Genomic DNA, 13,826 nt, shown 5'->3' on the forward strand with positions numbered 1-13,826 from the left:
GGGTACTCGGGGGTGTGCGGGGCTGGGGTACGCGGGGTGCGGGCGCGCCGGTCGACGTGATGCGTGCCGGTGCTCGGAACGTGCTGGTGGTGTGCGGACGTACGGGTGCGCGGACGTACTGTCCGCGGGACGTGCCGGTGGTGCCGAGGTGCGTGCTCTGGTGGTGCGGGACGTGCCGGTGGTGCCGTGCTGTGTGCCGGTGGTGCGGGACGTGCCGGTGGTGCGGGGTGGTGCGCGCCGGTCAGGCCGGCGAGAACAGGTGGTCGCTGATGAGCCGGGCCGCGCCGATGACTCCGGCGGCGGGCCCCAACTCGCCCAGGACGATGGGCAGGTTGCCGGTCGCCAGGGGCAGCGACTGGCGGTAGACCTGGGTACGGATCGCGGCGAGCAGGGTGTGGCCGAGGCCGGTGACCCCACCGCCGATCACCACCAGGCCGGGGTTGAAGAAGGAGACCAGTCCGGCGATGACCTGGCCGGTGCGGGTGCCGCCCTCCCGGATCAGGCCGAGCGAGGTGGCGTCGCCCGCGGCGGCCGCGGCGGCCACGTCGGCGGCGCTGAGGGTGCCGTTCGTCTCCAGCCGGGCCGCCAGTTCGGCCGACAGGCCCTGCTGGGCCGCCTCCAGCGCGTCACGGGCCAGGGCCGCCCCGCTGAAGTGGGCCTCCAGGCAGCCCCGGTTGCCGCAGACACAGGGGCGTCCGTCGGGCACGGCCTGGATGTGCCCGATGTCGCCCGCGCTGCCGGTCGTTCCGCGGTGGACCTCGCCGCCGACGACGATGCCGCAGCCGATGCCGGTGCCGATCTTGACGCAGAGGAAGTCGCCCACGGAGCGGGCGACGCCCGCGTGCTGCTCCCCCATCGCCATGAGGTTCACGTCGTTGTCGACCATGACCGGGCAGCCGAGTTCCTGGCTGAGCGCCTCCCGTACGGGGAAGCCGTCCCAGCCCGGCATGATCGGGGGTGCCACGGGGACGCCCTGGGGGAAGCGGACGGGACCGGGGACGCCGATGCCGGCGCCGTCGTAGCCCTCCGCGAGCCCCGACATCCGCAACTTGGCTGCCATGGCGAGGACTTGCTCGAAGACCGCGACGGGTCCCTCGCGTACGTCCAGCGGCTGGTTGAGGTGTCCGAGCACTTCCAGTTCGGCGTTGGTGACCGCGACGTCGACCGAGGTCGCGCCGATGTCGACGCCCAGGAACCGCAGTTCGGGGGCGAGCCGGACGTTGTGGGAGCGGCGGCCGCCGCGCGAGGCGGCGAGTCCGTCGGCGACGACCAGTCCTGTCTCCAGGAGCCGGTCCACCTCCACGGCCATCTTCGACCGGGACAGCTCGACGCGGTCGCCGAGCTGTGCCCGGGAGCTGGGTCCCCCGTCGCGCAGCAGCTTCAGCAGCCGGGCCTGGTGTGTGTTGGCGGGTCGTGCCGTCATACGTCTCACATGCCCCTCCCCGCCTCAATTCGGCCTGTGCGCAAGGGATTCCGGCCACTTGACCGCTTGCTTGAGAGAGGAACGTAGCAGCGACTGCCGGAACTGGGAAGAAGTTGCGCATGGATTGCCGCCAACTTTCCCCACCGACAGGACAAAGTTGGCGGCGCCGAGCGGGACCCCGGGCCGGCCCTCATGAGGTCGGGGCGGGGCTCGTCGGGGCAGGGCACGGCCCGTGGGATCAGGGCTCGACGGGTGGGGTCAGGGCTTGGCCTGGCCGTGGTACGACCTGCGGGTGTGCTCCGTGTGCTCGCGCATTAGACGGGTCGCGCGCTGCTCGTCGCGGTCGGCGATCGCCTCGATGAGCTCGCGGTGCTCGATCCAGGACTGGCGGCCGCGCTGCCGGGCCACCGGCGTGTAGTACCAGCGCACCCGGCGGTCGACCTGGGCGGCCAGCTCGGCGAGCACCGCGTTGCCGGCCAGCTCCACGATCTTGGCGTGGAAGCGGGCGTTCAGGGCGACGGCCGTGTCCACGTCGTCGGCGGCGACGGCCTCGAACCCCTGCGCCACCAGCTCCTCCAGGGCGGTGACGCCGTCGCGGTCCGCGTTCGCGGCGGCGAGGCGGGCCGCCTCGGCCTCCAGGAGCATGCGCACACCGAGGAGTTGGTCGGCCTCCTCCTCCGTCGGCTCGTGCACGAAGGCGCCCTGGGCGGGCCGCAGATCGACCCACCCCTCGGTGTTCAGCCGCTGGAGCGCCTCGCGCACCGGCTGCCGGGAGACACCGAGGTGCCCGGCGAGTTCGCTCTCGACGAGGTGCCGTCCCGGCTGGAGGGCGCGGGTGGTGATGAGCTCCAGCAAGGCTTCGTAGACGCGCTCACGCAGTGGGCCGGGGCGCTCGAGCCTGGGCACCGCCCCCTGCGGCAGTCCTGTCGACAACATCGCGGTCCCCTCCTCGGCCGGGCGCGCGCGCAGCGGGCGGACACCCGGGTCCTTGACACTCGGGCGGAGCATCGATCGCCGTTCGTCTACAGTCTACGATGCACAGTCGCCACGATCGGCGGATGTCGCGCGCGTCACCCCCACGCGCGACGCACACACGCGCGTGAGGCACACACGCGCGTGAGGCCCGCGCGCGTGAACCCCTCCCACCCACCGGGCGAGGACGGGGTCGCCGTTCACGGGCAGCGCACGACCTGCCCGGCGTAGGACAGATTGCCGCCGAAGCCGAACAGCAGCACCGGGTCACCGGTGGTCACCTCGCCCCGTTCGACGAGCTTGGACAGGGCCAGCGGGATGCTCGCGGCCGAGGTGTTGCCGGACTCGCTGACGTCGCGGGCGACGACGGCGTTGACGGCCCCCAGCTTCGCGGCGAGCGGCTCGATGATGCGCAGGTTGGCCTGGTGCAGGACGACCGCGGCGAGTTCCTCGGGCGCGAATCCGGCCCGCTCGCAGGCCTGCCGGGCCAGTGGCGGCAGCTGCGTGGTGGCCCACCGGTAGACGCTCTGCCCCTCCTGCGCGAACCGCGGGGGCGTGCCCTCGATCCGCACCGCGTGCCCCATCTCGGGCACCGAGCCCCACAGCACCGGCCCGATCCCGGGCTCCTCGCCCGGCCGGCAGGCCTCGACGACGACGGCCCCCGCCCCGTCGCCGACGAGCACGCAGGTCGTGCGGTCGGTCCAGTCGGTCACGTCGGTCATCTTGTCGGCCCCGATGACCAGGGCGCGGGTCGCGGCACCGGCGCGCACGGTGTGGTCGGCGGTGGCCAGGGCGTGGGTGAAGCCCGCGCACACGACGTTGACGTCCATCGCGGCCGGCCGCGGCACGCCGAGCCGGGCGGCGACGCGGGCGGCGGTGTTCGGGGAGCGGTCCGTGGCCGTGGAGGTGGCGACCAGCACCAGGTCGATGTCGGCGGGCGCGAGGCCGGCCGCCGCGAGCGCCTTGGCGGCGGCGTGCGCGGCGAGCTCGTCGACCGGCTCGTCGGGCGCGGCGATGTGCCGGGTACGGATGCCCACCCGGCTCCTGATCCACTCGTCGCTGGTCGCCACGATGCCCTCCAGGTCCTCGTTGGTGAGCACCTTGGCGGGCTGGTAGTGACCGACGGCGGTGATGCGCGAGCCGTTCATGGGTGATCCCCCTTGTGGCCGTGGGTAGCGGGATTCACCAGTCTGATCAGTGACTCACGGGTAACGCGGCAGGTGAAGTCACAGGATTGACGGTCCCCGCTTGTCGGCTTCTGTCAGAGGGACGCCCGCCCTCACGGCCGGGGGCCCTTGCCCCGGTGGCGGCGTGCGGCAGACAATACATCGTCGACAGTATTCAGGCGGCTCTTTGGAGAGGTCACGGCCGCCATGGGCGGGGGGCGGGGTTCTCCCGCCGAGATCCCCTGCCGCGCGTGCAGGACAATGAGATCGTCGGGGCCGCTTCGGCCGGAGAGCGCACAGAACCGGGGCTGATCAGGACATGGGACGAGTCACGGAACGACGCAAGGTGATCCGCATCCGGGACGGAGCCGTCTCGTCCCGTCCCGACACACTGGTCGCCGAGGAGCCGCTGGAGATCCGCCTGAACGGCAAGCCGCTCGCGATCACCATGCGCACACCGGGCGACGACTTCGCGCTGGCGGCCGGTTTCCTGGTGAGCGAGGGCGTGCTGGCCGCCACGTCCGACCTGGTGAACATCGTGTACTGCGCGGGCGCGACGGCGGACGGCTCGAACACGTACAACGTGGTGGACGTGAAGACCGCGCCGGACGTCGTCCTGCCCGACATCACCCTCGAACGCAACGTGTACACGACCTCGTCGTGCGGCCTGTGCGGCAAGGCGAGCCTGGACGCGGTCCGTACGACGGCCCGCTGGCCGATCTCCGACACGCCTCCGCTGCGGGTCGGGCCCGAGCTGCTGGCGAGCCTGCCCGACCGGCTGCGGGCCGCCCAGCGCGTCTTCGACCGCACCGGCGGACTGCACGCGGCGGCCCTGTTCACCGAGGACGGCGAACTGCTGGACATACGGGAGGACGTGGGCCGGCACAACGCGGTCGACAAGCTGATCGGCCGCGCCCTGCAGAACGGCGACCTGCCCCTGTCCCGCAGGATCCTGCTGGTCTCCGGCCGCGCCTCCTTCGAGCTGGCCCAGAAGGCCGTCATGGCGGGTATCCCGGTGCTGGCGGCCGTCTCGGCGCCGTCGTCCCTGGCGGTGGACCTGGCCGCGGAGACGGGACTGACGCTGGTGGGCTTCCTGCGGGGCAGCTCCATGAACGTGTACGCGGGCGCGGAGAGGATAGCCCTGCGGGAGGCGGCCGCCCACGGCTGAGCCGCCCCGCGGTCGACAACGGAGACCTGTCAACGGGAACCTGTCAACGAGGACCTGTCAACGAGGACGGGGCGCCGTGCCGACCGCGGTGCGTGACGCCGCCGACGGCGCCCGCTCGGCGCCCTCCTGCCGCGCCTCGGGGTCCCGCGCCCGGCGCTTGGCGATCACCGCGCACACCATGAGCTGCATCTGGTGGAAGAGCATCAGCGGCAGCACGGCGAGCGAGGCATGGGCGCCGAACAGGACGCTCGCCATGGGCAGCCCGGAGGCCAGCGACTTCTTCGAGCCCGCGAACTGCACCGCGATGCGGTCCTCGCGGGAGAAGCCCAGCGCCCGTGTGCCGTACCAGGTCAGGGCGAGCATCACGGCGAGCAGCAGGGCCTCGACGACGAGCAGCCCGCCGAGCCGTACGGGACTGACCTGGTGCCAGATGCCGCGCACCATGCCCTCGCTGAACGCAGTGTAGACGACGAGCAGGATCGAGCCGCGGTCGACCAGCCCGAGGACCTTCTTGTGCCGGGCGACGAAGCCTCCGATCCACGGCCTGAGGACCTGCCCGGCGACGAACGGCACGAGCAGTTGCACCACGATCGTGACCAGCGAGTGCCCGGAGAAGCCACCGCCGCTGTTGCCGAGCAGCGCCGCCGCGAGCAGCGGGGTCAGGATGATGCCGACCAGGGAGGAGAAGGAGCCGGCGCAGATCGCGGCGGGCACGTTGCCGCGGGCGATGGAGGTGAACGCGATCGACGACTGGATGGTCGACGGGACCAGGGTGAGGAAGAGCAGGCCGTGGTAGAGCGGCTGGTTCAGCAGCACCGGGACGAGTCCGCCGGCGGCGAGGCCGAGCAGCGGGAAGATCAGGAAGGTGCAGGCCAGGACCGTGACATGCAGCCGCCAGTGCTTCAGGCCGTCCAGCGCCTCACGGGTGGACAGCCGGACGCCGTAGAGGAAGAACAGCAGGGCGATCGCGGCGGTCGAGGCGCCCGAGGCCGCATGGGCGGCCGTGCCGCGGGCCGGGAGGAGTGCCGCGATGCCCACCGTCGCCAACAGCAGGACGATGTACGGGTCGATCGGCAGCCGGTTCGTCCTGCGCAGGCGTTTCACGGTGCTCCACTTGCTCGTGCTGTTCGGTTCGGTACGGGCACCGTCGCGCCCGTGCGGCCCGTTTCGCAGGCCGACGGATCCCCTCTCCATCGTGCTCCCTCCGAGATCGATCGGGAATCCGTCATACCGCTCTGACTGTCATCGTGTTGCGCGATAACCGCGGTAGGCTGTGCCTCGTGTACGACCCCGCCCAGCTGCGCACCTTCCTGACCGTGGCCCAGACCCTCAGCTTCACGGGGGCGGCCCGGCGGCTCGGGCTGCGCCAGTCGACCGTCAGCCAGCACGTGCGCCGTCTCGAGGACGCGACCGGCAGGCTGCTGTTCACCCGCGACACCCACTCGGTGGAGCTGACCGAGGACGGCGAGGCCATGCTGGGCTTCGCGCGCCGGATCCTCCAGGTGCACGAGCAGGCGACGGCGTTCTTCACCGGCGCCCGGGTGCGCGGCCGGCTGCGGTTCGGCGCGTCGGAGGACTTCGTGCTGACCCGGCTGCCGGAGATCCTGGAGGGCTTCCGCTACGAGCATCCCGAGGTCGACCTGGAGTTGACGGTGGAGCTGTCGGGCACCCTGCACGAGCAGCTCGCCGCCGGAAAGCTCGACCTGGTGCTGGCCAAGCGGCGCCCCGAGGACCCGCACGGCGAGCCGGTCTGGCGCGACCGCCTGGTCTGGATCGGCGCCGAGCGGCTGCGCCTGGACCCCGACCGCCCGGTGCCGCTCATCGTCTACCCGCCGCCGGGCATCTCCCGGGCCCTCGCCCTGGAGGCCCTGGAGCGCCAGGGCCGGCCGTGGCGCGTCGCCTGCACCAGCGGCAGCCTCAACGGGCTGGTCGCCGCCGCCCGCGCGGGCCTCGGTGTGATGGCCCACTCCCGTGGCCTGATCCCGCCTGGCCTGGCGCGCGTCCCGGACCGCGCGGGCCTGCCGGAACTGGGCGGAGTCGACTTCGTCCTCGTCCACGGCCGCCGTCACGACACGCCCCACCACGCGGCCGACGCCCTGGCCACGGCCATCCTGACCAGCGGCGACCGCCTCCACCGGCGCGGAGTCGGCTAGACCGCGACCGGTCCGGGTCGTCGAGGGCCGTCGCCGAGACCGGCGCCTGGCTTGTTCACGGCGGTCGCCGCGGCCGTCGGGCCGGCCGGTTCCGAGGGCCGTAATCGGGCCGTACAGATTCGGTGGAGATAACGGCACCGAAACTTACTGATCCGTGGGAAATCCTGTCCGACCCTTCCCCTTGTGAGCGCATTTTCCGGCGTCCCCCGAGGCGCTGCCCGCCTTCGCGGGCCCTCCCGTCCCCCGCCGCGCTGGGGTAGCTTTCACGGCGCTGTGCGGAGCGTCACAAGGAACGGGAGCGGGGTTTGCGCGAGTTCACCAGCCCTCCGTCGACGTTGCCACCGCCGGTGGGCGGACTGGCCGACGTCGTCTTCCAGCATGCGCTGGACGATCCGCTCCACATCGCGCTCGGCCGCAAGGACGAGTTCGGCAGGTGGCGGGATGTGACCTGCGCCGAGTTCCGCGACGAGGTGCTGGCCCTCGCCAAGGGCCTGCTCGCCCAGGGCATCCGCTTCGGCGACCGCGTCGCGATCATGTCCCGTACCCGCTACGAGTGGACGCTGTTCGACTTCGCGCTGTGGACGATCGGCGCCCAGGTGGTACCGCTCTACCCCACCTCCTCGGCCGAGCAGTGCTTCTGGATGCTGTACGACGCGGAGGTCACGGCGGCGGTCGTGGAGCACGAGGAGCACGCGATGACGATCGCCACCGTCATCGACCGGCTCCCGCGGCTGCGCCAGCTGTGGCAGCTGGACACCGGCGTCGTGCAGCAGCTGTACGACGCGGGCGGGCACATCGACGACGACGTGGTGCACCGGCACCGGGAGGCGGTGACCCCGGACTCGGTCGCGACCGTCATCTACACCTCCGGCACCACCGGCCGGCCCAAGGGCTGCGTGCTGTCGCACGGCAACTTCATGTACGAGTCGGACACGGTGATCGAGCGCTGGGAGCCGGTGTTCCACAGCAGGAAGGGCGACGAGGCGGCGACGCTGCTGTTCCTGCCGCTCGCCCACGTCTTCGGCCGGATGGTGGAGGTCGCCGCGATCCGCGGCAAGGTCCGTTTCGGCCATCAGCCGCAGCTGAGCGCCTCCGCGCTGCTGCCCGACCTCCAGGCGTTCCGGCCGACGTTCATCCTGGCGGTGCCGTACATCTTCGAGAAGGTGTTCGGCGCCGCCCGCCGCAAGGCGGAGAAGGAGGGCAGGGACGGTCCGTTCGAGAAGGCCGTCGAGGTCGCCGTGAAGTACGCGGACGCCGTCGAGGCCAAGGCGTGGGGCATCGGCCCCGGCCCCTCGGCCGGACTGCGGATGCAGCACCAGTTCTTCGACAAGTTCGTGTACTCCAAGGTGCGCGCCGCCATGGGCGGCAGGATCCGCAACGCGATGTCCGGCGGCTCGGCGATGGACCGCCGGCTCGGCCTGTTCTTCGCGGGCGCCGGGGTGCAGATCTACGAGGGCTACGGGCTGACCGAGTCCACTGCGGCGGCCACCGCCAACCCGCCCGAGCGCACCCGCTACGGCACGGTGGGGCAGCCCATCCCGGGCAGCACCGTGCACATCGCCGACGACGGTGAGATCTGGCTGCACGGCGACAACGTCTTCCAGGGCTACCTCCACAACAAGAAGGCCACCGATGCGACCCTGCACGACGGCTGGCTGGCCACCGGCGACCTCGGCTCCCTCGACGAGGACGGCTATCTGACGATCACCGGCCGCAAGAAGGAGATCCTGGTGACCTCCGGCGGCAAGAGCGTGGCGCCGGGCGTGCTGGAGGAGCGGGTGCGCGACCACCCGCTGGTCTCCCAGTGCATCGTCGTCGGCAACGACCGCCCCTACGTCGCCGCGCTGGTCACCCTCGACACGGAGGCCGTCGAGCACTGGCTCCAGATGCGCGGCAAGCCGCGGATGCCGGCGGCCCGGCTGGTGCACGACCCCGACCTGGAGACGGAGGTCCGCCGAGCGGTGGTCGCCGCCAACACGCTGGTCTCCCAGGCCGAGTCGATCCGCACCTTCCGTATCCTCGCCCAGCCGTTCACCGAGGAGCACGGCCTGCTGACCCCGTCCCTGAAGCTCAAGCGCAAGGCCATCGAGAACGCGTACGCCGACGAGGTGGAGGCGCTGTACCGGATCTGAGCCGGGCCGCACCGCCCCAGCCGCCCGGCCGTTTCCAGCAGGTTCCGGCCGGTTCCGGCAGGTTCCAGACGGTTCCGGCCGGAACGGCCGCTCAGGAATGCGATCAGGCTCGTGATCGTTGACGATGGGACCGACACACGACGACAAGCGAAGGATCGAGAAGCTCGTGAGCAGCAAGGTCCCCCCGATCATCCTCAACAACGGCGTCGAGATGCCCCAGCTGGGCTTCGGCGTCTGGCAGGTGCCGGACGACGAGGCGGAGCGGGCCGTCGCCACCGCGCTGGAGGTCGGGTACCGCAGCGTCGACACAGCGGCGATCTACGGCAACGAAGAGGGCACCGGCAAGGCCATCGCCGCATCCGGCATCCCGCGCGAGGAGGTCTTCGTCACCACCAAGCTCTGGAACAGCGACCAGGGATACGACTCCACGCTGCGCGCCTTCGACGCGTCGCTGTCCAAGCTCGGCCTGGAGTACGTGGACCTCTACCTGATCCACTGGCCGACGCCGGCCCGGGGGAAGTTCGTCGACTCCTACAAGGCGTTCGAGAAGCTGCACGCGGCCGGGCGCATCCGGGCGATCGGCACCTCCAACTTCCTTCCGGAGCACCTGGAGCGCCTGATCGCCGAAACCTCGGTGATCCCGGCGGTCAACCAGATCGAGCTGCACCCGCACCTCCAGCAGCACGCCGCCCGCGAGTACCACGCGGAGCAGGGCATCGCCACCGAGGCCTGGTCGCCGCTCGGCCAGGGCAAGGGCCTCCTGGAGGTCCCGGCGATCGTGGCGATCGCACAGAAGCACAACCGCACGCCCGCCCAGATCGTGCTGCGCTGGCACCTCCAGCTCGGCAACGTCGTGATCCCGAAGTCCGTGACGCCCTCCCGGATCCGGGAGAACATCGAGGTCTTCGACTTCAGCCTGGACGACGAGGACCTCGCGGCGATCAGCGCCCTGAACGAGGACCGGCGCCTGGGCCCGGACCCGGCGAAGTTCGACATGGCCTGACCCGGCCGGCCCACGGCGCGCCCCGGACCACTGCCCGGCGGTTCCGGGGCGCGACGCGCTTCGTCGCTGTTGGAACGCACCTCCCGGTAAGGAAACTTTCCTGACAGAAGGAGCCCGCAGTGCACATACGAAGACCGCCCCTCGCCACGGCCCTGAGCGCGGCCCTGCTCACCACTGGAATGCTCCCCGCGCACGCCGCCGGCGCCACCGGACCCCGGTCCGTACGGGAGGGCTCGGTCGGCGCCGCCGACCTGCTCGCCAAGGTGAGGACCTGCCGGCAGATATCCAACGGCAAGTACCGCACGAACGCGGGCGCTTCGGCCACGGTCCCCGTGTGCGGCAAGAACGGTGCGGTGTTCTGGAAGGCCGACATGGACATCGACTGCGACGGCCAGCGCACCACCCACTGCAATGAGAAGATCGACCCCTGGTTCCAGAACGACACGGCCTTCCACCAGTCCGACGGCCGGCCGCTCAAGTCCGAGTCGCTGCCGTACGTCGTGGTCCCGAGCCCGAGCGGCATCTGGAACTACGCCGGATCCGGCATCAGGGGCGGCAGCGTCGTGGCCGTGATCCACAACAACAGGGTCGAGTACGCGGTCGTCGGCGACACCGGCCCCTCGAAGATCATCGGTGAGGCCTCGTACGCCACCGCCAAGGCCCTCGGCATCAACCCGGACCCGGTCACCGGCGGCGTCGACTCCGGCGTGACGTACATCCTGTTCAGGAACTCCCGGGCCTCGCCGATCGAGAGCCACAGCGCGGCGGTCACGCTCGGCGAGCGGCTGGCGAGGGAGTTCATCGCCGCCAACTGAGCCAGGAGAGCCGGAGGGACGGCTGAGCCGGGCCGGCCTCGGGGTCACCACCCCCACGCCCCTGCCGGCCGGCACGATCCGCCCCGGCGAAGTCACGGAGCCGCCGCTCGCCGCGTCCGGCGACGGCCCCCCGGTGCCCGGCGCCGAGCAACCGCCGTGCCCCTGCGGCTCAGCCGGTCCGCACCCCCGTGTACACCGTGTACGCCTTGAGCACGAAGAGGTCGCTCCTGCGGTGCACGCTCGCCTCGTCCTCGGGGTCGAGGAGCCGGTCGAGGGTGGCACGGTCCTCGTCGTCGACGCCGCTCTCCAGGGACTCGCGAAGCCGGTTCAGGTCGGCGGCGACATAGGCGCGGGCCGGATCGGAGACCGGGGCGGGCAGGTCGAGCAGGAAGCTGCGGGTGCCGCTGGGCTTCAGTCCCGCGGACGCCAGCAGCGCCGGCCAGTCCTCGGTCTCGGCGACCGAGCCCGGCAACTCCGCCCGCATGCGCGCGAACCAGTCCTCCTGCACCACGTCGAGACGCGCCTGGAGGCCCGGTCGGCCGATGCCGAGGTCGCGGGGCAGGAACCGGGCGGGCAGACCGCCCTCCAGCAGGGCGAGCGTGCCGCCGGGCGCCAGCCGCTCGGCGAACGCGGCGAGGGCGGCCCGTTGGTCGCCCAGGTGGTGCAGGCTGTTGCCGGCCCACAACAGATCCGCCGGGTACTCCAACTCGTCCAGCACGTCGGGGAGTTCACCGGTGAGAGTGCCGAGGCGATCGGCCAGGCCGAGGCGGGCGGCCCGGGCCCGGGCCCGCTCCAGCAGCGGCTCGGAACCGTCCACCGCGACGACCCGCGCACTCGGGAACGCCTCGGCGAAGAGGCCGGAGATCACACCCGGCCCGCTGCCGGCGTCGACGACCAGGCCGGGCTCGGGCGCCTGCTCCCCCAGCCACGCCATGACCTTCCCGTACAGGGGCGCGAACAGCTCCGCCTGGGCTTCGAGCAGCGGAGCCATGACGGCCCAGTCGATGTCGGTGTGACCGTGGCCGTGGCCGTGGTGGTCGTGCCGGCCGGGGTGAGCCCCCTCGTGGTCGTGGTGTCCGCGGGGTTGGTGCGCCATGTGATCAGCCTCTCTTGTCCGGTGCGGCCAGCCTGCGCCGCCGCACCGGGAGAGGGCCACTCCTGTTGCCGAGGCGGCAAAACGGCCGGGGGCAGGTGCCCCCCGGCCGCGGGGAGGAGCCGTTCACCGCCCGCCGGGGCCGCCCGGCAGGGCCGGCCCCGGCGGATCGCCTCAGATCACAGAGCCGGGTACGCGTTCTTCATCAGCTCCTGGAACTGGGCGGAGAACCAGTGCCCGGAGACCGGAGCGTTCGGCAGCGCGCCCGACGCGCTGTTGCCGTTGCGGGCGTTGCCACCGTAGGTCGGGTCGCACATGCGGTCGAAGCCCTTGCCCTCGTCGTTCGAGATGGCCGAGCTGGAACCGTCGGACTCCCCCGGGGGCTTCATCCACACGTAGGCGTCGATGCCGGCGGCCGGGGCCGCCTTCGGACGCTCACCGAGCCCGGCGCCCGCCTGGTTGCACCAGTTGCCCATGTGCACGCGGCGGTCGTAACGCCCGCCGTCGACATAGGTGTCCACGCTCGTCTTGGCGCCTGGACCGGCCGGACGCGCCGAGCCGCCCCAGCCGTTCCTGGAGGTGTCGATCAGCATGCCGATGTTGGAGTTGAAGCCGACCGAGACGAGCTTGTTTCGGAAGGCCTGCGCGAACGACAGCTCGTCGACGTACTGGTTCCAGTCCACCCACTTGGACTGGCGCACCGAGACGCCGTTCACCTGGTCGGTGATCGAGAAGTTGTTCTCCTTCAGGGCACTGTAGTTGGCCGTGTTGGTGATGAAGCCGGCCACGTCGTTGACGGACGCGCCCTCGCTGGTGGCCGCCTGCTTGAAGATGTCGGCCGACGGGCCGAAGTTGTCGTCCCAGCCGATCCAGCCGTGGTGTCCGGCGTCGATGTAGTTGTAGACGTTCGGGATCTTGCCGAGCTTGGCCAGTGCGTAGCCGACGCCCTTGACGTAGTTGCCGTTGGCCTTCATGGTGTCGCACTGCGGTGTGGCGGTGGCGCGGCCGCTGGTGTTGGTGACCAGGTTCGGCAGCGAGTCGATCTCGATGGTGGTGACGATCCGCAGCGAGGAGTACTTGGAGTCGCCGAGGATGGCCGCGATCGGGTCGATGAACTGCGTCTTGTACTTGTCGATCTCCGTCGGGCCGAGCTCGCCGTTGGAGGCGAGGGCCGCGCAGTCGCGTCCCGGCAGGTCGTAGACGACGACCTGGACGACCTCCTCGCCGGTGCCCTTCTGCTTCAGGGCCTCGTCGAGGTGGGCGCGCAGACCCATGCCGCCGTTCACGCCGTTGATCGCGGCGATGCGGTCGAGCCAGACGCCGGTCGGCTGGTTGGAGACGCGGCTGCCGCCCGGCTCCGCGGCGGCCTTCGCGGACCACTCCGGGTTCACGTACACCTTGGCGCCGACGTACGGGTTGTCGACCCGGCTTCCGTTGCCGCCGCCGGGGTTGCCGCCGCCCGGGTCACCGCCGCCGGGGTCGCCGCCGCCGTTGTCGACGTTGCAGGTGACACCGTCGAGGCTGAAGGAGGCCGGGATCGCGTTGGTGCCGCTGTAGGTGCCCTGGAAGCCGAAGTTGACGGAACCGCCCGTCGGGAGGCTGGCGTTGTAGGTCTCGTTGGCCGCGGTGACGTTGGCACCGCTCTGGCTGACCTTCGCGTTCCAGCCGCTGGTGACCTTCTGGTTACCGGCGTAGGTCCACTTCAGCGACCAACTCGACTTGGCGGCGCCGTTGTTCTTGACGGTGACATCGGCGGTGAAGCCGCTGTCCCACTGGTTGACCTTGTAGTCGACGGTACAGGGGACGGCGGCACTGGCGGGTGCGGCGGTCAGCGCCGTCCCCGTGGCCCCGGCCACCAGGGCCATGGCGGCGAGTATCGATGTTCTGGTGCGGCTCATGAG

At 71.4% G+C, this 13,826-nt stretch carries 11 protein-coding genes; 5 read left to right on the forward strand and 6 right to left on the reverse strand.

Features of this window, described 5'->3' with window-relative positions:
* Window positions 1–241: 241 nt before the first annotated feature.
* From TNCT6_RS04165 to TNCT6_RS04175, 3 genes are all read right to left on the reverse strand, one after another.
* Complete coding sequence (locus TNCT6_RS04165; RefSeq protein WP_141356663.1) at window positions 242–1,423, reverse strand: ROK family transcriptional regulator; 1,182 nt, start codon at window positions 1,421–1,423, stop codon at window positions 242–244.
* Window positions 1,424–1,681: 258 nt separating this feature from the next.
* On the reverse strand, window positions 1,682–2,359 hold the full coding sequence (locus TNCT6_RS04170) for a GntR family transcriptional regulator (protein ID WP_141356665.1): 678 nt from the start codon (window positions 2,357–2,359) through the stop codon (window positions 1,682–1,684).
* Between the two features lie 236 nt (window positions 2,360–2,595).
* Window positions 2,596–3,543, reverse strand: coding sequence for a beta-ketoacyl-ACP synthase III (locus tag TNCT6_RS04175; protein WP_141356667.1), 948 nt, complete (start codon window positions 3,541–3,543; stop codon window positions 2,596–2,598).
* Window positions 3,544–3,880: 337 nt separating this feature from the next.
* On the opposite strand from TNCT6_RS04175, the gene fdhD reads away from it, so the two are divergent.
* Window positions 3,881–4,729, forward strand: a complete 849-nt coding sequence (fdhD, locus tag TNCT6_RS04180; protein ID WP_141356669.1) for a formate dehydrogenase accessory sulfurtransferase FdhD — start codon at window positions 3,881–3,883, stop codon at window positions 4,727–4,729.
* Window positions 4,730–4,786: 57 nt separating this feature from the next.
* Here the strand turns inward: fdhD and TNCT6_RS04185 are convergent, their stop codons facing one another.
* Window positions 4,787–5,806, reverse strand: coding sequence for a bile acid:sodium symporter family protein (locus TNCT6_RS04185; protein ID WP_253266381.1), 1,020 nt, complete (start codon window positions 5,804–5,806; stop codon window positions 4,787–4,789).
* A 203-nt stretch (window positions 5,807–6,009) separates the two neighbouring features.
* Here TNCT6_RS04185 and TNCT6_RS04190 point away from each other — a divergent pair, with 203 nt between their 5' ends.
* The 4 genes from TNCT6_RS04190 (at window position 6,010) to TNCT6_RS04205 (ending at window position 10,832) form a co-directional block, all read left to right on the forward strand.
* Window positions 6,010–6,882 carry a LysR substrate-binding domain-containing protein gene (locus tag TNCT6_RS04190; protein WP_141356673.1) on the forward strand — a complete coding sequence of 291 codons (873 nt, stop codon included), beginning with the start codon at window positions 6,010–6,012 and terminating at the stop codon, window positions 6,880–6,882.
* A 305-nt stretch (window positions 6,883–7,187) separates the two neighbouring features.
* On the forward strand, window positions 7,188–9,014 hold the full coding sequence (locus TNCT6_RS04195) for a long-chain fatty acid--CoA ligase (RefSeq protein ID WP_141356675.1): 1,827 nt from the start codon (window positions 7,188–7,190) through the stop codon (window positions 9,012–9,014).
* A gap of 166 nt (window positions 9,015–9,180) precedes the next feature.
* Window positions 9,181–10,017 (forward strand): aldo/keto reductase, encoded by an 837-nt coding sequence (locus TNCT6_RS04200; RefSeq protein ID WP_141356677.1) that lies wholly within the window; start codon window positions 9,181–9,183, stop codon window positions 10,015–10,017.
* A gap of 179 nt (window positions 10,018–10,196) precedes the next feature.
* Window positions 10,197–10,832, forward strand: coding sequence for a glycoside hydrolase family 75 protein (locus tag TNCT6_RS04205; RefSeq protein ID WP_141366086.1), 636 nt, complete (start codon window positions 10,197–10,199; stop codon window positions 10,830–10,832).
* Between the two features lie 169 nt (window positions 10,833–11,001).
* Here TNCT6_RS04205 and TNCT6_RS04210 read toward each other — a convergent pair whose 3' ends face one another.
* Window positions 11,002–11,928, reverse strand: a complete 927-nt coding sequence (locus TNCT6_RS04210; protein WP_141356679.1) for a trans-aconitate 2-methyltransferase — start codon at window positions 11,926–11,928, stop codon at window positions 11,002–11,004.
* A 176-nt stretch (window positions 11,929–12,104) separates the two neighbouring features.
* Entirely contained in the window at window positions 12,105–13,823 is a 1,719-nt protein-coding gene (locus TNCT6_RS04215) for a glycoside hydrolase family 6 protein (RefSeq protein WP_141356681.1), read from the reverse strand.
* Between the last annotated feature and the right edge of the window lie 3 nt (window positions 13,824–13,826).

It is taken from the genome of Streptomyces sp. 6-11-2, assembly GCF_006540305.1.
GTDB lineage: Bacteria > Actinomycetota > Actinomycetes > Streptomycetales > Streptomycetaceae > Streptomyces.

Excerpts from the sequence above, each read along its gene's own strand:
- TNCT6_RS04165 (WP_141356663.1), bottom strand. The coding sequence starts at position 1,423 with ATGACGGCACGACCCGCCAACACACACCAGGCCCGGCTGCTGAAGCTG.
- TNCT6_RS04215 (WP_141356681.1), bottom strand. The coding sequence starts at position 13,823 with ATGAGCCGCACCAGAACATCGATACTCGCCGCCATGGCCCTGGTGGCC.
- TNCT6_RS04175 (WP_141356667.1), bottom strand. The coding sequence starts at position 3,543 with ATGAACGGCTCGCGCATCACCGCCGTCGGTCACTACCAGCCCGCCAAG.
- TNCT6_RS04170 (WP_141356665.1), bottom strand. The coding sequence starts at position 2,359 with ATGTTGTCGACAGGACTGCCGCAGGGGGCGGTGCCCAGGCTCGAGCGC.
- fdhD (WP_141356669.1), top strand. The coding sequence starts at position 3,881 with ATGGGACGAGTCACGGAACGACGCAAGGTGATCCGCATCCGGGACGGA.
- TNCT6_RS04210 (WP_141356679.1), bottom strand. The coding sequence starts at position 11,928 with ATGGCGCACCAACCCCGCGGACACCACGACCACGAGGGGGCTCACCCC.
- TNCT6_RS04205 (WP_141366086.1), top strand. The coding sequence starts at position 10,197 with ATGCTCCCCGCGCACGCCGCCGGCGCCACCGGACCCCGGTCCGTACGG.